This is a genomic window from Acinetobacter sp. R933-2, assembly GCF_030325485.1.
In the GTDB taxonomy this organism is placed as follows: Bacteria; Pseudomonadota; Gammaproteobacteria; order Pseudomonadales; family Moraxellaceae; genus Acinetobacter; species Acinetobacter sichuanensis.
Genome location: NZ_JACAIJ010000021.1, coordinates 27,660 through 49,940 on the forward strand (window position 1 = coordinate 27,660; position 22,281 = coordinate 49,940).

Consider the following 22,281-nt stretch of genomic DNA (forward strand, 5'->3'; position numbering starts at 1 on the left):
CAGTTAATCGCACAATATTTCCTTACTCGTTATGACCATAAAAAATAGGAAGCCTATGATCTAATAGACTTCCCATACGATAAAATATTTTAATCAGCTAAACTATACGCAACTACATAATCACCATGATCAAGGGACTGACGTGCCCCACCTGCAGAAATGACCACATATTGTTTGCCTGTTTTTGGAGAAACATAGCTCATCGGTGTACCTTGACTACCCACAGGTAAACGCGCTTTCCATAACTCTTTACCATTCGATGAATTGAATGCACGTAGATAATAATCTTGCGTTGCAGCAAAGAATACTAAACCACCTTGAGTTGCCATTGGACCGCCAATTGTTGGCATACCCACTGGCGCATGTATACCCATTTTAATGCCCATTGGACCAGTATCTTCAACCGTACCTAAAGGAATCTGCCAAGCGACTTGACGAGTTTTCATATCAATCGCTGTCATGGTTCCAAAAGGTGGTTTTTGACATGGAATACCCAGTACTGACATAAAGCGGTTTTTATTCACTTTATATGGTGTACCTTTCATTGGCACAGCACCCATACCTGTGTTGACTTGCTCTCCGCCGCTAGCTTCAAGTCTTAAATCTTCAGGTGTCTGTTTAATCAGTTGAATCCACAGACCGAGGCGCATGTCATTGACAAACATATAGCGATTTGTTGGGTCAAATGCGATACTGCCCCAGTTCATGCCACCTAGTGAACCTGGGAAACTTAATGAAACATCAGAACCTGGCGCAGTAAATAGACCTTCATAACGCATTGATTTAAAGCTAATACGACACATTAACTGGTCAAATGGCGTTGCACCCCACATATCCGATTCAGTCAAAGTCTGATTACCAATCTGTGGCATTTCAACTGAACGTGGCTGAGTTGCACTATATTGCTCATCAGGGATATCCGCAGCTTTTACAGGTTGTTCAACCACTTTAGTTAGAGGTTGACCCGTAACACGGTCAAGTACAAAGAACTGACCTGATTTCGTCCCAATAACAACAGCAGGTTTAGTTTGTCCATTTTGCATTGGGAAATCAACCAAGCTTGGTTGCATTGGTAAATCGAAATCCCAAAGGTCATTATGAACAGTTTGATAAACCCACTTCTCTTTACCTGTCGTTGCATCTAAAGCTAAAACAGAAGAATTGTACTTATGGTCTGTAGGTTGACGGTTACCGCCCCATACATCGACAGATGAACTACCCATTGGTAAAAATACAGTGTTCATTTGCGGATCATAAGACATTGCTGCCCAAGAGTTAGCAGAACTACGTTTATAAGTTTCACCTGGTTTAAGAACATAGTTTGGATCTGGATTACGTGGATCAAAAGCCCAACGTAGCTGCCCAGTAATCACGTCATAAGCACGGATCACACCACCAGGCATATCCGCTGCAAAGTTATCCGCGATTCGACTTCCAACAATGATGCTAGTTCCTGCAATAGTAGGTGCAGAAGTTACTTCGAAACGAGGTGCTTGAGTACCTTCACCCAAACCTTCTAATAAGTTGACTGTTCCATCAACACCAAAGTCTTTACAACGCTCACCTGTATCGGCATTCACTGCAATTAAACGACCATCAGGCGTATTGGTATAAACACGACGTGGACATGCGGTATTGTTTGCCACAGCAGTAACAGGACTTGCACCTGCTAAAGTGGGTTGTACCAAAGCTTGAGTCGAGTCAAAGTAACCTACACCACGACAACGCTCCCAAGCATCAGCTTTAGAGTTTACTTCGGCTTTCCAGATTTGTTTACCTGTGTCCGCATCTAAAGCAATGATGTTGTTATGTGGTGTACATAAAAATACTTTATCACCAACTTGTAAAGGCGTGAGCTGATCTTCTGCGCCATTACCTGAACCTGTGGTCACATCACCTGTTTGAAAGCGCCATGCTTCCTTCAGTTTAGATACATTATTACGGTTAATCTGATCCAATGCAGCAAAACGACTTCCGCCAGCATCATTACCATAGTGTGACCAATTCACTTGTTGGCTTTGAGCTGTTACAGGAACCAATGGTAATTCTTCACCAGTCGCTTCCACTGTTGGATGTGGAATAAACATACCATACAAACCACCGAACATCCCTAACACCGTTAAACCACCTAAGGCATAAGCAGGTGCTGAAGACGCAACTTGTAATTGGTATTTACGAATTGACGGCAAGGTAAAACAAAGCGCAGCAAATAAACCTGCAGGGAACATCAAACGTGAATGGAGTGCCCAAAAATCCCAACCTGCATCAAGCAGAGACCAGATGATCGTACCAAGGAAAACCAATGCAAAGATCCAAACACCTAATGCTTTTTTCCTAAAAATAAAAATTGCTGATACAGTCGTTAATAACCCTGCTATTAGGAAGTACCATGAACCACCTAAACTAATGAGTTTTCCACCACCGATTAAATAAAATAAGCCAGTTAGCAATAATGCTAAGCCTAATATAAAGCACCATATTTTAAATATGGGGTGAGATTTTGCTTCGGACATACTTTTACTCCAAATGCTGTGATTTAAATGATCTCTCCACTGCTGTTTTGAACATCATTCATACCACGTCTAAACTTTTGAGAATCCACAATTTAATTGCTTCAACAATGAAAAAAGAGTGATTGGGACTATTGATCATTCATAAATGAATTGCGTGTTGACTAAAATTGAGTCAAGCATAGAACAATGAGAATAGTGGGGCTATTTTCAAGTTTTATAACAGTGTCTATGAAAATTTTAGTCAAAATCTAAACAAAACAAGGCTTTGTTTACAGTACAAAGCACTGCGGAGGACTAGAGTATTTTTTGGCGCTATGTTGTTGAGAACCACTGCTTTAGAATGACTAAATTGCGTATTTCGCATTCAATATCATCTAAAAAATCCTCGTTGTTGCAAACATAGATGAAGTATCAATAGTTTCTGAATCACTCAGAAACAATATTGTTTACATTTCAAACACTCTATTCAATTTAAATACAATTGAAAATTCACTTGAATACTGAGGACAGCCACCTAAATATCATTGAATTTGTGGTGTTGGTCTGTCAAAAAAAGTCTTTAACAAATACCAACTAAAAAGTACCAACAACTGTATAACTTCTACAGTCTACAACAGTTATGTTTTAGTCATGGAAGACTCAATTAAAACTGATATAAAACCACGTGTAGGATCAACCCGAGACTGGGTTAATTGTGGTTGAGTACTCAGCCAGAAACTATATTTACCACTATGGATTACCCCTAATGTATTGACTTTTAGTTTCTGCCGTAGGATATAGTTTACCGATTTTTTATTGATTTGTTAAACCACTAAATGTGAAAAAAATGAGATTTTTGTAGTAATTCGACTAGAATATCAACTCCTTTGAAGATATTTTTCTTCATCCATAAAAGCACCACCTTCTAAAATATTAGAGGTCACTACACCAGTACGCGTCAGCATCCACTGAGCACCATTTTTGATTTTCTGCAATCCTAAGTCCTGACCATATAACGACGTTGGCAGTTTGGTTACCGCATTAATTGAAACATGTAAATGGTCATGATAATTCTTACCTACAGGTAAATCCTGAATAGTTTTAATACCCATTTCAGTAAGATGATTTTGAGGATCAACTCCTGATAACATTAAGATTTTTGGTGTACCAATTGCACCTGCACTGAGTACAATTTGCTTACGCGCTTTAATAACTTGTTTCTGACCATTGATTTCGCATTCAACTGAAACGGCTCTGTTGCACAAACCTACCGTTAAAGGCTTATTCAGCACTATAATTTCGAAATGAAGAAGCCAACACCTAAAATCTATCGTACAACGAATTGGTCCGTTTACAACCGAGCATTAATAAATCGAGGAAATATCTCGATTTGGTTTGATCCAAAGACTGAATGGTATGCACAACAACAAGGCAAACAAGGTCGAAATCAAATCTATTCCGATACAGCTATTCAATGTTGTTTAATGATCAAGTCTCTATTTCGCCTTTCTTTACGTATGGTCACAGGTTTTGTTCAAAGTCTGATTAAACTATGCGGATTAGGCTGGACAGCTCCAAATTACACTACACTTTGTAGAAGACAAGAACATACTTGATATCGCAATTAGCTATCAGAAAAGTAGCGATGGGCTTCATCTACTCGTAGACTCTACTAGCTTGAAGTTTCTCGGTGAGGGTGAGTGGAAACGTAAGAAACATGGACCTGAATATCGTCGCCAATGGCGTAAGCTCCATATTGGTATAGATGCTCAAACCCTACAAATACGTGCTGTGCAGCTTACTACGAACGATGTCAGTGATTCACAGGTGCTAGAAGAGACTCCATCAAATCCCTTTGGATGAGCAGATTGATTCTGTCTATACCGATGGAGCTTACGATACGAAACACTGCCGACAAGTTATTTCAGATCGACAAGCACATGCGGTGATTCCACCAAGAAAGAATGTAAAGCCATGGAAAGATCAACAAGCAAGGTCTATCGAACGGAATGAATTATTAAAAACTGTCAAACGACTAGGAAGAACTCTTTGGAAGAAGTGGTCTGGTTATCATTAGCGAAGCTTGGTAGAAACTAAGATGCATTGCATCAAATTATTAGGCGATAAATTAACGGCAAGGAGTTTTCCTAGTCAGGTGAATGAGATTCATGCACGTGTAGCAGTCTTGAATAGATTCACAGAATTAGGTCGCCCTCATACCCAAGTTGTCACTTAAAAATGTGTTGTTTGGACTTTTCGATGCGTCGACCCAATGCATCGTAGTGGTAGTGGATTTCGGCTTTGTCATTTTTACTGCGGATCAGTCGTCCCAATGCATCCCATTCAAAGTGTTGGAGTTGTCCGCCATCATTTTGCACAATCAGCTGACCATAGTCATCGTATTGGTATTTCTGATCTATGTAGTCTTGTACTACATTGTTCACTAAGCTGTTGTAGCCATGTTTATGGGTCGGCTCAAAGTAGGTGTCTTGGCGTATTGCTATATGGGGTTTGTTGATGGCTTTGTATTTTATTTGGATTAATGGTATTACTTGCAGGGTCAAAGGCAAATGTTTCTTTGCCTTTGAATTAAAGTTATTAGCGCAGCCTTAAAACTACCAATCTGAAAGTACACCGTCTTCATCTTCAACTCTAATTTCTGTTTTGCTTCTAATCCAGTTGAGCAATTTTTTCAAATCATACGTTATTTCAGGTCCATGAGAAGATATTTCTAAGAAAATATAAGTAGCTTTGAAAATAAACCTAACGTCATAATCCCAATCCCCCTGTTTTCCATACGTTTCTCTCAATAAAACAGTATTGTTCTCTTTATCAGTTTTTATAAATGTGCGCAAATCTTCCAAATTTTTGATAATTAATTTGTCATTATCTGTATACCAGTTTTTATCTTTAAAAAATATATATCTTTCAGCTGACATTTAACTTAATCTCCGTGATTGCGAATAACTTAAAAGCTCTATTTTCTTGGTTTCCAATACTCTAATTTTTCAAAAGCTCTTTCTAAATCATCCTGATCATCTACCCCTAAACTATTATCAAATTTACTAGATAAAATTTTTCTAATATTTGCTAGTTTTTCAGAAATATTATTATCATCTATAAATTTAGTAGTTTCATCTGCATATTCTAGATAAGAGCTTGGTAGGGTTTTCAGTTTTACACTCATCCCACTGCGGTGTTTGGTGTTGATTAATCTGTTGTCTGTACGTGGCTTGAATCAGTGGAACAAAGCTTCCATTTTCATACATATACACATAGTGTTTGGTGTATTGGTTGCTACTCTCATAAGCGAGTGTATCACCATCCCAACCGTATTGGGTGGGTTTAGTGTAATGTATTAGCCCCCGTAAAACGGACAGTTAACTTAGCTTTATTTTACATTAATCATGGGTTTGTGTAGTGGTGTTAAAATGAGTAGTATACTTTGGAACACTATCAAATATATTAACCATAAGCCTTTGGAAATGACAGCAGCGGCTTTTAAATGAACTCAGATTTTTTAGATTCAAACAATTTTTACAACTAACACAAGTTAAACGAATGATTTTAGTTTAAAGACTAACTTTTATTTAGTCAGTATCAGCATTCCCCAAATCCCCTATCACAAAACTCAATATGATATTATTTTGGAAAATATTTATATTTCAATTGAGCTACTTATGGGTTTAAATCAAAAAAATCTTTTAAAAGCCTGGCAACATTATATTGAAATTACAGGCTGTGAAAAATCTAAAATACCAGTAAAAAATATAGATCATTGCCAGATTATTAATTTCAAAGAAGCTGATTTTAATGAGAACATCAGTAGTAAAGGTGTTTTTATTGAATTATATCCTGATCAAATCGCACATTTGACTGAAAAATATGTCGTTTTCGATCAGGAAACTAATGAAAACAGATTGAGTGAAGAATTAATATTTTCGTTTCCACTGCTCAATATACATCACAAAAATGAATCGTTTTATCTGCCAATATTTACCATAGACCTACTTTCCAATTTTTTACTTGAAAATGATTTTACAGGCTTTGATCTTTCGTCCAATGTCTCAAATATGGTAAAAGTCAATCTAGCTGTTTTACTCAACTACTTTGATGTCGAAATTGATGATTTGGATGAATCACGTAACATACTTGAGCTGATGAGTCTTATTTGTGATCGTCCATTTGCTGATTTTAAAACGCTTTATTTTGGTTTCCTTGAATGGGCCAATGAACGATTAGCGTCCAAGAACAATAACTTTAAGTCTATATACTTTGCACCGCATACACATGGCTTGATCTATGGCACAAAAAATGATGATGCAGGGACAACTCGTGATCTACAAGACTTCAAACATATACTCGGTGAAATAGAATCTGATCCACAAATAATTGCTAAAAAATACCCATTACTCAACGAATATTTAACCAAGAATGGTGACAGCACCTCGATTGTTGAACAAGATCATATTACTTTAAATACAACCTATGGTCTTTTTGAAACTAAGTACTCTTTAGGGCGTGGACAATATCAAGCCATTCAAGTCGCCAATATTCATCCTGCCAATCCCCTCATCGCTGTACAAGGAGCTCCCGGTACTGGAAAAACCACGTTATTCAAATCACTCATTGCTCAACAAGTTTCAGCACGTGCTCTTGCCATCATTGAGGGTGCAGACCAAAATATGAATATGCTTGTCTGTTCTACAGCAGTTAAAGCTGTAGATAACGTGATTGCTGATCTTAAATCAGATCCTTTTACCCAAAACCTAGACTGGTTATGGTTCCATGGTGGTTCAAACGCCAAAATTGGCATTGAAATCGAAGAACGTCTGAAGCGACATATTAATAGATTAATTTCAACTGACTACAATGACGCTGAATATTCACGACTTAAGCAGGCTATTCTCCAAGCCAAAAATCGTATTGATCAATTGAGTTTAAATTATTTATCAGCCATTGCTGAACTCAGCAAACGTAAGGCTGATATTTCTTTTTTAACAATTGATCATACTTTAGATGATTTTTTTCTGAAAAATACCCTTCAACAACACTTTCAGGAATCATCTAAACAGCTAGACTTGCAATATCAATCAAATGCTTACAGCCACGTTGTTTTAAAATCATATATACATCAACTTGAAAATGAAGTTTCTGTCTTATTGGATGACATCCAAAAGCAGAAAGAAGCACTAAACCACGTTAAAAATCTATTAGCTTATTGGCCCAACAAGTTTACGCCATCGCAATTTTCAGATTGGATGCTTAATGTCAAAGTGCGTGGTGATTTCCCTTTATCTATTGGTGACTTCTTCAAGTTACAATTCTTAAAATTCATAACCATGTTCTCACCAGCTAAAATCAACCTTAAGGCAGCTTGCGAGATCTTGAATCAACATGATCAACTTGAAAGTTGGGAAAAGCGATATGAACACAACCAAAAGCAATTAGAAGTCCTGAATCAAATGCTGAACTGTTTTGAAAAATTGGAAGCGTATATTCAGCTGAAAAATTCACTTCAATCAGAATATAAAGACTGTAGTGACTTAACTGATGTTCTCAGGATCTATGCCATCAAGGACAATAGAGAAATCTTTGAACTTTCAGTTCAATTTATTTTCCAGGAACAACTAAAAAGAAAAGATGATGTGGTTACGGCGCTAAGCCATTGGTCAGCAATGCTTGAAGGTGGAGGCAATCCTACACCCCATTTCGGTAAATTTATCAAAGAAGCTGAAGCCTTCTATTGTGATATTTCACTTGCTTACCCAGTTGTAGCAACAACCCTTGCCTCTGCTTACAAAATGTCAGCCTATAAGCATCTCAAACACCTGAATAGTGTAAAACCATGGAGTCTTGCACTCTTGGATGAGGCAGGGATGGTATCTGTTGAAAACCTATTGCCGATCGTTGCACGTAGTACAAAGGCTATGATTGTTGGAGATCCACTTCAGTTAGAACCGATCAGAACAATTTCGAAGAACTCAATTGAAAAAATCTATAAAGAGTATTTTGCAAACCATGATGAGGAATATGCAATGCTTGGTCCCGGTCAAGTGACAGCATATCATCGAGCAGCTGGAACTCAAACTGGAGAAATCAGTGACATAGGGGATGGGATCATTCTTGATGAGCACAGACGCTGCCAAGCACCGATCGCTCAGTTGTTCATAGATATTGCAAAATACAAAGGTTTAAACGTTTCAACCTTTAAGCCTTCCGATACTATTCAAAAATGCTTTGATTTATTCGGTGGGCATCATTTGATGTTCTACCATGTTGATGGTATGCGCACACATGGAAAAACAAATCTTGATGAAATAAATGCCATTGGTGAGCTGTTAAATGAATTGGAACGAGTTGGTTACAATCTTAAATCTGATATTGGCATCATTACACCGTATGCTGACCAAAAACACCTTTTAATTAAAGCCTTCGGCAATCGCATGGAACAGGACAAACTGGCAAAAATTGGGACAATTCATCAGTTCCAAGGTGTCGGATTTGAAGTAATTATCTTCAGTTCTGTAATTTTTGATCAAAAAGACAGTTCGAATTTTTTGAATTCACGCCCAAACATGCTCAATGTCGCAGTATCTCGTGCAAAACAACAATTTATTGTTATCGGAAATTATCACAAGTTGAAAGAGTCCCGAGGTTCATTGGGTTTGATTGCAGATCGATGTTCAGCTGAGTTCTATTTGGAGCTTGGATTACAGAGTAAAAATTATGATGAACTCGCAAACAGTTTTAATGTAGAACGCCACATTCATGATGCCCAACACATTAAAGCATTTGAGTATTATCTGGAAAATGCTGTTCAAAGCATCACGATTGTTGTCCCATGGATTCGCAAGCCCTATAACATGCGTACTCAAAAACAACTGGAATTACTCAAGGCTGCTAAAAATCGTGGTGTATCTATTACAGTCTTCTATGGATACTCAAATCTTGAAATCAACCAAAAAGATGATAATGATCAAGCCTTGGTGCAAGAATATATTCAGGCTTTAGGAAGTAACAATGTCATTCGTTTGCCTCAAGGAACACATGAAAAGGTTCTGTTGATTGATGACCGCATCCTCATTGTTGGCAGTTGGAATTGGCTCTCAAATGCCTATTACAAATGGTACAGTGAAGACCAGAATCAATCGAATTTGGCTATTCGCCGTGAGACGAGCGTGATCATCATGGATCGCAACATCATTACTCAATACAAGGCTCGCAATTTATCGGATGTTACTTCCCTTTAATTTGAAAAAGACTGCTAGATTGGTTTTCTCAACTAGCAGCGTCATTTTTCTGTTGTTTATATTCGAGATGCCAAGAACACAGAGTTTTTCAGGAGTACAACTCTTGGTGGTATTTCAAATCGTATGTTTTTTAAATTTTCATGAACTATTCTGACAAATGAGTAGCACAGATTATATTTTCAATATTTCTAGCTCCTCATATTTTGAACTAAATATACTCAGCATAATTTTTAGAATACGACTAAAGCATCTTTAATATATTTATCTTGAATAAATAAATTTATATCAAGTCTATTGTCATTCTCACCAAGATATTTCAGGGTAGAGTTTCTTATATTTCAATTACATAGAATTTTTTAGCTCAAAGTGGTACACGTCATAAAACTATGTCGTGTCCACTATATGATCTGAGAGATTTTATGTAAATTTCTCAGTTGAGCAGGCAAAGTAGTACTAGGGCTGCTAAAAAGATAGTTTCACCTACCAACATAATGATAGGTCGCCAACCCACTTGAGTTAATTTCCGTAACGAGGTTTTGATACCTAATGCAGCTATAGCAACAATCAAGCAACTACGTGATAACTGCCCCATTCCTTCTGTTATAGCATGAGGTAACATATTGGTACTGTTAATGATCACTAAAACGACAAAGGCAAGTAAAAAACTCGGAACCATTGGAATTTTTTGTCGCTGTTCTGGAGCTTGTCTAGCCCTAAATAACCAAGTCACGACTATCACGACTGGAACTAACATAGCTACACGTAATAGTTTAACGACAGTAGCTATATCGCCTGTAGCAGGTGAAATCATGTAACCAGCACCTACGACTTGTGCTACATCATGAATAGTACCACCTAAGAAGATACCCGTCTGTTCAGAATCAAGACCAAAAAGTTTGCTGAGGATAGGGTAACTAATCATTGCAATTGTTGATAGACCTGTTACCCCTACTACTGTGAGTAAGGTATTACGCTCACTATTTTCATGTTTAGGTAATACTGCGGAGATCGCTACAGCGCAACCTGTTAATATACCTAAATCAGCACTTTGACCAAGCAGGCGAGCACTAATCCAACCGACGCAAATAGTCGCTGCGACAGCAATTATAGCGATAAGCATAGTTTTTAATCCGAGTGCTCCTATCTGCTCAAGGGTGATCCGTGCACCCAGAAGTGCGACCCCAGCACGTAAAACTGTTCGGGAAGCAAACTCGATACCAGGTAGACAACGACCATTCTCAACGAGAAAATGGCAGGACATACCAAACAATAACGCATACAGTAATGTCGGACCACCGTAGTTATCAGCAATAAAGGCTGAAGCCATAGCAATTGCCAAACTAACGACCAACCCCGGTGCTATGGTTTGCATAAATATAAGTATTTTTCGATGAATACGAATAGGACTAACATAAAGTATATCTTTATTATTCATGGGGATGCCTCAGATCTGCCCTAGTTATGGCTTATCACCAAATAAATTACTCATTTTCATTTGGTGAAGCCTCTTTGAAGCAAGGCAAAGAGCCATCGATATCCACCCATGGTAGTGCTGAAGAACACCATAGATGCAGTTGTGGTTTGATACTAGTTGGGTCAGTCAGAGAACCCCCTTTGATCGCAATCATTCCTGGCATTACATCAACTTCAGAGTACAGTGCAGAACCACAGTTCGTGCAAAAAAAGCGTTTGACGGATAAGCCACTGCTGCCAGATTTTGAATAAAAGCCAAGACTTGCACCATCAATAGAGAAGCCATCAACGGGTAATAGCATATTGACTGAGAAAGCACTGCCTGATTGTTTTTGACAGTCATTGCAATGGCAAATTGCAGTAGTGAGTGGCAAAAGATGACTAGGATATTGAATATTGCCGCACAGGCAACTGCCCTGAATGGAACTCATGAGTTTTCTCTTTGATTAGAATTAAAATTAGAATAGGTATGTGGAATAGTTTTGACTGACTTCCATGTCTGCGCCAGTTGAATAGATTTCTTGAAGCTATTGCGGGCACCAAGCAATAACGGGCAGGCAATGAAGCAAGCGATTAATGTAACAATTAGAATTGAATAGCCAATTGCAGCAGGGTCGACTAGAACATAATCAGTAATTAAACCTATAGCGAGTGGACCAATGCCAACACCCACTAAATTGAGTACACCTGTAAATAATGCGATGAATTGACCACGCATTGGCACTGGGGTTACTTCAATAATTAATGCAGGACCAACGCCAAACAGACATACCCATAATGCAGCAGATAAGGCTAAAAACGGCAATGCAATTTCTGCACTAGATGCTAACAACATAGGCGTGGCAAATAGTGGCAAGAGAATACTAGCGAGGACAGCTACACGTAAATTACCATTGACTACACCGCGGCGACGCCAGAAATCACCCAACCAACTTGCACCAAGTACACCAAGTGGCGCACTAATACACATAATTAATCCCATGACTGTGCCAGTTTTGGCATAGCTCCAACCGAATTCACGTACCATATAACTGGGAACCCATGCACCGCCACCATATATGGCAGCATTATAGAAACCCATACCAAGGATAATAGCCACAAAGGTACGTCGGTTAATGTGCAGGAATGCTACAACTTCAGTTAATGAAACGTTAGTGGCTGCTACTGTTGGTATTTTTCGATCGGGGTTATCTAGTCTCGGCTCTGCTACACCAACCATCATGACCAATACAATCAGTCCTGGTAAACCAATTGACATTAACGTAGTTTGCCAAGGTGCTAGTTCACCAAGTAGCGGTAGAGTTAATGGATGAGCATTGAAGTAACCTAGTACTAGACCCGTGGCGAGTAACCCAGCTCCAAGACCAATAGGACCTCCTGCACCAAATACTCCTAGGGCACGATTACGTTTTTCTGGTGCAAATAGATCGCTGATTAGAGATATTGCACCAGGTAATAATACTGCTTCGCCAACTGCCACGCCAACACGTGCCAATAGAAGATGCCAAAACTCAGTCGCTAAACCGCTAGCAGCTGTAGCTAGGCACCATAGACCAATACCAGCCATAATGACTAAGCGTCGGTTGCCACGATCAATAATTCGCGCGATCGGCAGACCAGCTAATGAATAGAAAATAGCAAAAGTGAAACCATGCAGTAATCCCATCCATGAGTCATTAATGTGTAGTGATTGTTGGATAGGACCTACTAGTAAACTGAGCACTTGACGATCCATGATCGAAAAGAGGTAAGCGAGCATTAATACACCAAGGGCATAATTCGCTTTTACACGGCTAGGTAGATGTTTTGTGGTACAGGGAATCGTAGATGTAGGGGGCATTGCAGAATTAGACATAGACTATTTACCTTCACTGGTTTGTTTATGTAGTTGAGGTCGCGCAGCGGCAATCCAGCCGCTGTAGCATTTTTACCTCAATAGTTTTTGTAATTGAAATTATGTAGCTGTGATCTAGTCATTTGCAGTACTTTGGCTGAATGATCTATTTTTTAATTGGTAATACAGTCACTACAATATGAGATCAACCTGTCGTTAAAATGGCATCTGCTTGTTGCCATATGTTGTTATCCTGCCAGATATTTTCTTTACGCCAATATGTAGGAAGATCAGTACCAGTGAACTGAATAATTCGACCTATCAATAGTTTAAGTTGCTGCGCTTCTTCATATGAGAGACTTTCTAAAGCCTGCATTTCTGCTGCTTTGGCGAAGGCTAACCATTGAATTGCCAATTGGCGACCTTGATCAGTGAACTGTAAACGTTGTTCGTTAAGGATCAACAGACCTTTTTGTATCCAAAGCATTAACTGCTCAGACAAGAGGGCTTTTCCTGTGAAATCGAATAGTTGATTGAGTTCTTCCAATGTAGACCCTTCACTAAAGCTAAGAATACCAAGTAGCTCAAAATCACGATCTTGCATACCTAAATCTTTTAGCTGTTTACGAATCGGCAGTTGTAATTGATAGTAAGCACGACCGAGTAAGAACCCTAACCAGTTTTCACCATAGATCACACTTTCCTTGCCCAGTGAGGTAGGCGACACTAGACGTCTATAACTACCACTATGAAATACCAGAGGGGCTTTATCGAAATGGTCAAATGCCAATACTTCACCAACTAGAATAATATGATCGCCACCTTCATACTGGTAGGTTGTCTTACATTGGAAGCGTGCTGAACACCCATCAAGTAAGGGAATATCGTTAGGACCACGTTGTAATTTGAGTTCTGCAAATTTATCTACACTGCTTTTAGCAAAACGATTCGATAAAGATTCTTGGTCAGTAGATAAAATATGTACAGCAAAATGCGAACCTTTAGTAAAAGCTTTTGCGGACGAAGAATCCTTATTAATGCTCCACAATACCATTGGTGGATCGATTGACACTGAGTTGAAGCTATTAGCAGTTAGCCCATAATCAAGATTATCTGGACCACGGGTAGTGACAATCGTCACTCCAGTAGTGAAGGCACCAAGAGCTTGACGAAATTGCTTGGGATCGAAAGAAGAGGTATTCATCAAAAGTTATTCCTTTACTATTGAATGTATGAGTGGATAGATTATTATCAAATTTAAAAAAGCTAGAGCTTTAGGAGTGGCATGACGAGACGACCAAAACGCTCAGCTTCTTCATGATGTGGATAACCTGACAGACAAAATCCAGTACAGCCAGCATCTACAAAAGCTAATAATTGATCAGCAACTTGCTGTGGATTTCCTACAACAGCAATTCCTGCACCAGGACGAACTTCCGTAATTCCAGTCCATAGGTGTGGTGTCATCTTACGACCGATAGTTTGAGAGAGTTCCTTCATTCGTTGATTGGCTACTGATTCTGCCATCATGGTTTTAACCTGTTTAGTCCAATTTGGATCGGCACCATTGATGAGAGTATGAGCTGCATCCCAAGCTTCTTCTTCAGTTTCTCGGCAGATAATTTGTAAGCGCATAGAAAATTCAATATCTTCACTACGACCATACTTCGCAGCACGGTTACGCATTTCTTCAATCTGTTCGGCAATGCGTTCAGGATAATCACCCCAGAATAAATGGACAGAGGAATGCTTAGCAGAAATTTCTGCGGCTTGTTCTGAACCACCACCAAGAAAGAAAGGTGGATGTGGTTGCTGAAATGGTGCTGGGATAACTTTTGGGCTATGGGCTTGGTGATAAGTACCATCGTACTCAACATCTTTCTCAGTCCATAAACGCTTCATCAGTTCAACTTCTTCTTCTAACTGCTCATAACGGGACTCTTTCGAAACAATTTGCCCTTCAGCATAAGCATCATTTTCACTGAGACCAGCAATTAAATTAATATAGATGCGCCCTTTAGACAGTTGATCAAAGGTAGCAAACATCTTTGCTTGAGCAACTGGATGGATAAAACCAGGCTTTACAGCGACAAGGGCTTTGAGCTTCTTGGTGCGGGCAATAACGAAAGATGCAATGACCCAAGCATCCCAGCAATAAGGGGTTACTGGGATTAACACATAATCAAAACCTGCTTGTTCTGCGGCGAAAGCGACTTCTTCAAAATGCTCAAGTGATTGAGGAATGTTTTTGTCTGGATCACTGAAGGCTGTAGTATCACCCATTGTTGGAATGAACCAACCCATTTTCAGTGGTTTTTTATTATTCATAATATTAGCTCTCTAGCAGTAAAAACTGTTGAACTATTACAACAAGTCTCTTGCAATGAAGGAAATGAATATATAGCATTCAAAGTATGAATAATATTAATACAAGAACTCTTGATCTCAATTTACTGGTGGTTTTCGTCATGCTCTGGGAGACTCAAAATGTCACCCGAGCTAGTGAACGTTTAGCGCTCAGCCAATCAGCAGTTAGCCATGCCCTACGTCGCCTGCGTGAGCGACTAGGTGATGAGTTATTTGTAGTTGGTCGTACTGGTCTAGTACCCACAGCACGTGCTATAGAGTTGATTGGTCCAGTGCGTGATGCTTTATCGGGTCTTGATGATGTATTACAAGGCTCTACCCCTTTCATCCCTAGCACAGCGCAAAGAAAATTTCGTATAGCTTCTGGCGATTTTGTAGAATTTCAGATTTTACCCCAACTGATCCAGCACATTGCGCAGGAGGCATCAGGGTTAATGATTGAAGTAGTGCCATTACCACAAAGCAATATGATCACAGCATTATTAGAAAGTGGTGAAATTGATCTTGTTATCAGCACAGCAATGGTACTTGGCACGAGCCTTTGTTATGAACCGATCACTACAGTTCCTTTGCTCACGATGATTTGGAAGCGAGAGGGCTTAGCATCAGGGCGTTTTCCACTTAAACTCTATTTGGAACGACCCCATGTGATGATTGAGGCTCATCAGCGTGATGGTAATATTATTGATCAAACTTTGAATGCTCAAGGTTTAGTACGACACATTGGAGTATTAGTACAAAACTTTATGGCAATGCCCGTAATTGCTTCACAAACTGGTTATATTTGTAATTTACCTAAACCCATTGCTGAAGTACTTGCTAGCACTTTTGAATTAAGCTGCCATGAACCACCTGTGAATTTCCCAGCACCTGATATTTTGGCATACTGGCACTCACGTTTCGATGCAGATCCAGGTTTGCAGTGGTTACGTGAAAAGATAAAAAGTTACGCATCTTAAGTCACGTAACTGATATTACACAGCAGCCTTTTTAAAATAAAAATTTCTAAATAGGCTGCTTTGAGTGAATTGAGCCAAAAAATTTTAGATACCTGTACTTAAGGGCACGGCTTTACGGCTATAAAGATAAAATATGTCTATATTTTTCTCTAAGATCTTTTTTAACCATTTTTCCAGTACCACTAATTGGGATATTATCTACAAATACTATTCTGTCTGGAATCTGCCACTTGGCGATTTTATTTTGATAAAAATCAAGCAAGCCATCTTCAGTTATTTGACCTTCGGCTTTCTTTTTTACAATTAGAATCGGGCGTTCATCCCATTTCGGATGTATTGCTGCTATCGCTGCTGCCATTGCAACATCTGGATGCTCTAAAGCAATGTTTTCCAATTCTACTGATGAAATCCATTCACCACCCGATTTGATTAAGTCTTTCGCACGATCACTCAAACTCATATAACCATCACGATCGATTGATGCAATATCACCTGTATCAAACCATCCATCTGTTGTTAATGTATGTTTATCTTGATTAAAATAACGCTCAACAATCCAGTGACCTTGGATCTGTAAATGCCCAACAGATTGCTCATTATCCCTTAAACTGTGTATTCCATTTTCTTGATCAACAATTCGAATAGATACTCCAAAAGGTGGGCGCCCTTGGGATAAACGCACATTAAGCTTTTCTTCTTCAGATAAGCCACTATGCTTAGCTTTTAAATTATTAATTGTACCTAATGGACTTGTTTCCGTCATACCCCAAGCATGAACTGTTTCACAGTTATAACGTTCTTTAAACTCAGAAATAATCGTTGGTGGACAAGTTGCTCCTCCGACTATAGTTCTTGTCAAACTTTTTAATTCAGTTTTTGAAGTTCGAGCATAAGCCAATAAGCCCTGCCAAATGGTTGGTACACCTAATGCTACTGTAATGTTGTATTGATCAATCAGCTCGACCAAACTTTTCCCATCTAAATCAGGACCTGGAAGTACTAAGGAAAAACCCACCATCGCTGCAGCATATGGAATGCTCCATGCATTTACATGAAACATGGGTACAACAGGAAGTACAATTTCGTTTGAAGAGAGATTAATAGAATCTGGCAAACAAATTGAAAAACTATGTAATACCGTTGAACGGTGTGAATATAAAACACCTTTCGGATTACCAGTTGTCCCAGAGGTATAACACAATGCAGCTGCTGTGTTTTCATCAAATTTAGACCAAATAAAAGTTGCTGTTTGAGCAGCGATCAAATCATCATAAAATTTTACATCTGGCATAAGTTCTGCGATAGTCGCATCATATTCGCTCATACATACAAAATGTTTTACATGTGGAATAGCTGTACGTAATGAAGCAATTAAAGGCGCAAATGTTTGATCAAACATTAGAACTTTATCATCTGCATCATTAATAATAAAAGTAAGTTGTTCAGGAAATAAACGTGGATTAATGGTATGACACACCATACCTGAACCCGTTATTGCATACCATGCTTCTACATGACGATGATTATTCCATGCCATGGTGGCAACACGATCACTTGGTTGAATATTTAATGCTTTTAGAGCATTTGCATATTTCTTCGCATTATTAGAAATATCTAACCATGTGGTTTCAACAAAGCTACCATTTACATTTTTAGAAATAATTTTGGTATCATAATGATACTGCGCTGCATGTTCGATTAGACTGCTAATTAACAGTGGTTTAAACATCATATTTCCCAACATTTGAAACTCCTTTATACGTTTTATTTAAAACAAAAATTCCCTATTACTTCATTTGATATGAGAGCTTTACACCTACGGCATAACTTTTATTATCCTGAAAATCACCCACTATACGCCCATCAGAGACTTCACCTTTTACATCGCCAAACCACATATAACGACCGCCTAAACTCAAAGCAAAATTTTGATTAAACTTATATTTAGTTGCTAAACCGATGCCCCAATATCCTTCGACTGGACCTAATGTTGGTGCTGGAGCACCAGCGCCAGAATCCCATAAACCTGAAATAGACATTGCAAGTTTTGGTGATAAGCTTTTACTAATACCAAGTTCAGCCGCTATTTGATCATCACGGAAAGCTACGAGAGGTAAACCAGTATTATTTAATGCCTGACCTGTTGCCGCTCTTAGAATCGGAGGATAAAAGGCAAAATCACTCCACGGCACCCAACGTAGTTTGGCATGTAATGCTGTTTTTGGATTTAATCCTGTTTGAAAATTTAAGTTCACAGATTTTGGAGTCGTAATACTGCCATCATTCAAATGAGAATAGTCAAGCCCAATTAAATCAGCTAAAGGTACATCTTCTCTAATCGTTGTTTTATGCTTAATTTCAGAGCGATAGCTTAGCGATGCCAAAATACCAAGCTCAGGCTTAGCAAAGCTCATACCTGCAACCCACCCAACTGACAGATCATCAAAACTATTGTTATAGCCATTTGATTTTTGATACGCCAACCCACGTAAATGCACATTTGTTTGCAGCTCTTGTGCTGCTAAGCCACTATAAATCATCACATTTTTATTTAAATTATAACCCAATAAAGTCGTGAGGTTTTTAGACTTCACCTCAAGACGTGTATTAGAATCTGAAACAGGAAAATTAGTTGCGATAAAATCACTATCTCCTTTAAATTTTACTTTTGCTCCATAGGGTTCATCAAAAATAAAAGCCAAACGTAGATTTGGACTTAAATCAGTTTTGACCGCATAAGCTAACGTTTGATAGTCTTCAGCTAAGTCAGAAATATGATGACCACTCGCATCTATCCCCTGTATATCTGGAGAAATATGTGTATAACCCACTTCTGCATAAGTTCCTTTTTCAAAAAGGGCATCTATTTGTTGTGCCGAACGTTCAAGTCCTGCGGCTTGAATACTCGATACAGCAGCAAAACCTAAAGCCAAACTGAATGGAACTTTTGTTTTATTTTTTAACATTTTAATACCTATTTTCTTCCATGATTTACGGCATTTATATAGTGATAAAAATTGATTAGACGAATATAAACACGCAGATTTATTGAATTCAGTAGATTCCTATCCACTGATTCATCCCTACACACATTGCAATCAGATAAAATATAAATAATTTTGTATCTTCATGGCTGTCCTGAAATATTCATCTTAAAAATTAAATATATAACCCACTCACAAAATCGCCTTGCTTTTGATATTCCAAGCACAATTCATCTTGCCCAACATCATTTATGTTTTGCAGATTGTAAAAATAGCTTTTAAGTGATTAGAAATATTTAAGATTTAGCTTTAGTTAAAAAGTTCAGTACACAGTCAGCAAAATTACCATAAGGCGGTGCTAAAAATTTTAAGCTAGAAAAACTCGCTTGATAGAATACAGGACGCATTTTTGAGAAAGTCAAAAAACCTTCATAACCATGATAATGCCCCATCCCACTTGCACCTACACCACCAAAGGGTAAATCATGTTGACCTACATGGAACAAAGCATCATTTACTGACACGCCACCTGACATGACATTTTCAATATAATAATCCACCAAACTTTGCTTAGTGCTAAATGGATAAAATGCTAATGGACGATCACGCTGTCCAATGTAATTTACGACATCTTCTGGCTGGCGATATGTTTTAATCATGAGAATGGGTCCAAAAGTTTCACGAGTATCAATATCCATCTCATCGTTACTGTCCAAGATCAGAGTCAGTGGAAATTTTCGGCTCAAAGGATCAGCTTTTTGTTGATTTAGGCTAATTACCGTTGCTCCTTTTTCATATGCTTGACTGACGGTATTACTCAAGCGTTGAAATGAGCGATCATCAATAATTGATGTATAATCATTACTATGGATATCTGGTACATGTTCTTTTACCCAGTTTTTTGAAGCTTCTATAAAGGCATCTTTTTGTGATTCATGTAAAAATAAATAGTCTACATTTGTACAAATTTGTCCTGCATTAAACTGCTTCACAAACATGATTCGCTCTACTGCTTTCGTTAAACAATAGTCAGGATCAATCACTGCTGGTGATTTCCCCCCGAGTTCAAGTGTTACAGGAGTGAGATTTTCTGCTGCTGCAGCCATGACTTTTTTACCTGTTGCACTCGAACCCGTAAACATGATGTGATCAAATGGTAACTTTGAAAAAGCAATGCCAACGCTTCCTGTTTCATCAAAAAGCTGTAACTTTTCAGGTTTAAAGTATTGTGGAATTATTTTTAAGAATAGTGCTGCAAGATGTCGAGAGTTCTCAGAAAGTTTTACCATAGCTTTATTCCCTGCTGCGAATACAGCAGAGAGTTGCGAAAACATCAAATTAACTGGAAAGTTCCATGGAACAATTAAACCAATCACACCCAGTGGCTGTGGAATAACACGATTAGTACCACCACAATACATACTTAAATCGACCTTACGCTTTTGCACCTTGGTCCATTTTTTTAAATTCTTCAAACTATTATTAATATCATCTATAGCTGTAATAATTTCAGCAAATAAAGTTTCATGTCTCGACCGATTACCATAATCAAGATGAATTGCCTCAATCAGTGCCTCACGATGATCGCGGATCAAGGCTTTTAATTGAAGTAAATGCTGCTTCCTTTCAGTAATACTTTCAATGCCCTGCTCTTTTACTGCGGTTTTTTGTATATGTAAACAGTTATATAAATATTGCTGAATATCTAACTGAGTATTATTGAATAGCATAATCCTTCCTTTTGTCATTAACTGTGCATTCCTAATCGTAGTGTTCATTTTTTGATTGTGTTGTACTTCATTTAACTCTAGCAGAACACTTACACTTCGCTTGACATTTTAGGACATGAATTTGATAATTTAGGACAAAAAGGAGTATCAGATGGCAAATTATATTAGGGCTGCTAGCTTAAACGGTTTTGAAGAGTTGGTTCGTAGTTATGGAATGAATCCTATTGAATTACTTAAAAAAGAAGGTATTTTGCCATCAACAATTCGTGAGCCAAATTCATTTATTGATTATGATTGCTATTTAAGTTTGTTAGAGAACGCCGCGATTCGTTGTAATGAAGAATGTTTTGGTCTAAAACTCGGTACTTTTCAGAATATTCGAACTATCGGACTCATTGGCATTTATATGTCTAGACAAAATAATATTTTAGATGCCTTAAGCTCTGCTCAGAAATATGCCTATCTACATGCTGAAGAACTCGTATTTCATGTCAATCAACTTCCAAATAAGCTGTGTGAACTTCATTTTGTACGTCTTAATAAAGATAATAAGGAAATGCCACAAAAGTCCCAGCTCACTATTTGTCTAATCCTTAACATTATTCAAGATCTTATCGGAACAACATGGCATCCTGAAAAAATTAAACTCAAACAAAGTCCTCCATTAAAGTCTTTAAAGTTATTCAATAAAATCTTTGAATGTGAAATTGAATTTAACTCTGATCGGGATGCTTTATATTTTCCATCAGATTATTTAACACATAAGCCACTTATGTTTAATGAAAACATCGTGAATCAGTTAATTCAACAACAGCTAGAAAGTTCATCTAATAAACCTATTCATGACGAAAATTTACTGATTGAAAACGCTATCAAAATGTTATTAGCAACTGGTGACTGTAATGTTCATAACATTTCACTCTGTATGGGCATACATCCTAAAAAATTACAACGCAAATTAAAGGAAAATGGAACTAATTATCGCGATGTTTTGGAGAACATTCGTAAAAAAGAAGCTATTCGTATAATGAATACAACAAATATTCATCTTACTGATCTTGCACTACAACTTGGATATTCCGAATTATCAATTTTCAGCCGCTGTTTTAAGTCTTGGTTTGGAATTAGCCCAACCGAATGGAAAAAAGGTAGATTTAATTAACTAAGTAAATACTAGGAAGTAAATGAG

The 22,281-nt window shown here is 38.0% G+C and carries 16 protein-coding genes and 1 pseudogene; 4 read left to right on the forward strand and 13 right to left on the reverse strand.

Annotation, left to right across the window (positions count from 1 at the left end):
• Window positions 1–89: 89 nt before the first annotated feature.
• On the reverse strand, window positions 90–2,513 hold the full coding sequence (locus tag HX005_RS17755; protein WP_286378362.1) for a glucose/quinate/shikimate family membrane-bound PQQ-dependent dehydrogenase: 2,424 nt from the start codon (window positions 2,511–2,513) through the stop codon (window positions 90–92).
• A gap of 857 nt (window positions 2,514–3,370) precedes the next feature.
• Window positions 3,371–3,784: a GMC family oxidoreductase N-terminal domain-containing protein gene (locus HX005_RS17760; protein ID WP_286378363.1), complete on the reverse strand. Its 414-nt coding sequence runs from the start codon at window positions 3,782–3,784 to the stop codon at window positions 3,371–3,373.
• 12 nt (window positions 3,785–3,796) lie between these two features.
• Here HX005_RS17760 and HX005_RS17765 point away from each other — a divergent pair.
• Window positions 3,797–4,728 (forward strand): annotated as a pseudogene (locus tag HX005_RS17765) (IS5 family transposase).
• Here HX005_RS17765 and HX005_RS17770 read toward each other — a convergent pair.
• From HX005_RS17770 to HX005_RS17780, 3 genes are all read right to left on the reverse strand, one after another.
• Window positions 4,721–4,936 carry an RHS repeat domain-containing protein gene (locus HX005_RS17770; RefSeq protein ID WP_286378364.1) on the reverse strand — a complete coding sequence of 72 codons (216 nt, stop codon included), beginning with the start codon at window positions 4,934–4,936 and terminating at the stop codon, window positions 4,721–4,723. The pseudogene HX005_RS17765 and the gene HX005_RS17770 overlap by 8 nt on opposite strands.
• A gap of 171 nt (window positions 4,937–5,107) precedes the next feature.
• Complete coding sequence (locus HX005_RS17775; protein WP_107010046.1) at window positions 5,108–5,431, reverse strand: hypothetical protein; 324 nt, start codon at window positions 5,429–5,431, stop codon at window positions 5,108–5,110.
• A gap of 38 nt (window positions 5,432–5,469) precedes the next feature.
• Window positions 5,470–5,679, reverse strand: a complete 210-nt coding sequence (locus tag HX005_RS17780; RefSeq protein WP_228199089.1) for a hypothetical protein — start codon at window positions 5,677–5,679, stop codon at window positions 5,470–5,472.
• Between the two features lie 493 nt (window positions 5,680–6,172).
• Between HX005_RS17780 and HX005_RS17785 the strand changes: the two genes are divergently transcribed.
• A complete protein-coding gene (locus HX005_RS17785; RefSeq protein ID WP_286378365.1) occupies window positions 6,173–9,745 on the forward strand; it encodes an AAA domain-containing protein in 3,573 nt (1,190 codons plus the stop codon).
• Between the two features lie 430 nt (window positions 9,746–10,175).
• Here HX005_RS17785 and HX005_RS17790 read toward each other — a convergent pair whose 3' ends face one another.
• From HX005_RS17790 to HX005_RS17810, 5 genes are all read right to left on the reverse strand, one after another.
• A complete protein-coding gene (locus HX005_RS17790) occupies window positions 10,176–11,180 on the reverse strand; it encodes a YeiH family protein (RefSeq protein WP_353622004.1) in 1,005 nt (334 codons plus the stop codon).
• 46 nt (window positions 11,181–11,226) lie between these two features.
• Window positions 11,227–11,649 (reverse strand): GFA family protein, encoded by a 423-nt coding sequence (locus HX005_RS17795; protein WP_286378366.1) that lies wholly within the window; start codon window positions 11,647–11,649, stop codon window positions 11,227–11,229.
• A complete protein-coding gene (locus tag HX005_RS17800; protein WP_286378367.1) occupies window positions 11,646–13,073 on the reverse strand; it encodes a spinster family MFS transporter in 1,428 nt (475 codons plus the stop codon). Before HX005_RS17800 ends, HX005_RS17795 begins: the two co-directional genes overlap by 4 nt.
• A gap of 184 nt (window positions 13,074–13,257) precedes the next feature.
• Window positions 13,258–14,256, reverse strand: a complete 999-nt coding sequence (locus HX005_RS17805; RefSeq protein ID WP_286378368.1) for a flavin reductase — start codon at window positions 14,254–14,256, stop codon at window positions 13,258–13,260.
• A gap of 62 nt (window positions 14,257–14,318) precedes the next feature.
• Window positions 14,319–15,380 (reverse strand): LLM class flavin-dependent oxidoreductase, encoded by a 1,062-nt coding sequence (locus HX005_RS17810; protein ID WP_286378369.1) that lies wholly within the window; start codon window positions 15,378–15,380, stop codon window positions 14,319–14,321.
• A gap of 86 nt (window positions 15,381–15,466) precedes the next feature.
• Here HX005_RS17810 and HX005_RS17815 point away from each other — a divergent pair, with 86 nt between their 5' ends.
• The gene (locus HX005_RS17815; protein ID WP_286378370.1) at window positions 15,467–16,378 is read left to right on the forward strand and encodes a LysR family transcriptional regulator; all 912 of its coding nucleotides are present in this window, start codon (window positions 15,467–15,469) and stop codon (window positions 16,376–16,378) included.
• A gap of 118 nt (window positions 16,379–16,496) precedes the next feature.
• Here the strand turns inward: HX005_RS17815 and HX005_RS17820 are convergent, their stop codons facing one another.
• The 3 genes from HX005_RS17820 to HX005_RS17830 all read right to left on the reverse strand — a co-directional run bounded on the left by HX005_RS17820 (window position 16,497) and on the right by HX005_RS17830 (window position 21,092).
• Window positions 16,497–18,122: a long-chain fatty acid--CoA ligase gene (locus tag HX005_RS17820; RefSeq protein WP_286378371.1), complete on the reverse strand. Its 1,626-nt coding sequence runs from the start codon at window positions 18,120–18,122 to the stop codon at window positions 16,497–16,499.
• A 43-nt stretch (window positions 18,123–18,165) separates the two neighbouring features.
• Complete coding sequence (locus HX005_RS17825; protein ID WP_286378372.1) at window positions 18,166–19,344, reverse strand: OmpP1/FadL family transporter; 1,179 nt, start codon at window positions 19,342–19,344, stop codon at window positions 18,166–18,168.
• A 314-nt stretch (window positions 19,345–19,658) separates the two neighbouring features.
• Window positions 19,659–21,092, reverse strand: coding sequence for a coniferyl aldehyde dehydrogenase (locus HX005_RS17830; protein WP_286378373.1), 1,434 nt, complete (start codon window positions 21,090–21,092; stop codon window positions 19,659–19,661).
• Between the two features lie 151 nt (window positions 21,093–21,243).
• Here HX005_RS17830 and HX005_RS17835 point away from each other — a divergent pair, with 151 nt between their 5' ends.
• Window positions 21,244–22,254, forward strand: a complete 1,011-nt coding sequence (locus HX005_RS17835; RefSeq protein WP_286378374.1) for an AraC family transcriptional regulator — start codon at window positions 21,244–21,246, stop codon at window positions 22,252–22,254.
• Window positions 22,255–22,281 lie beyond the last annotated feature (27 nt).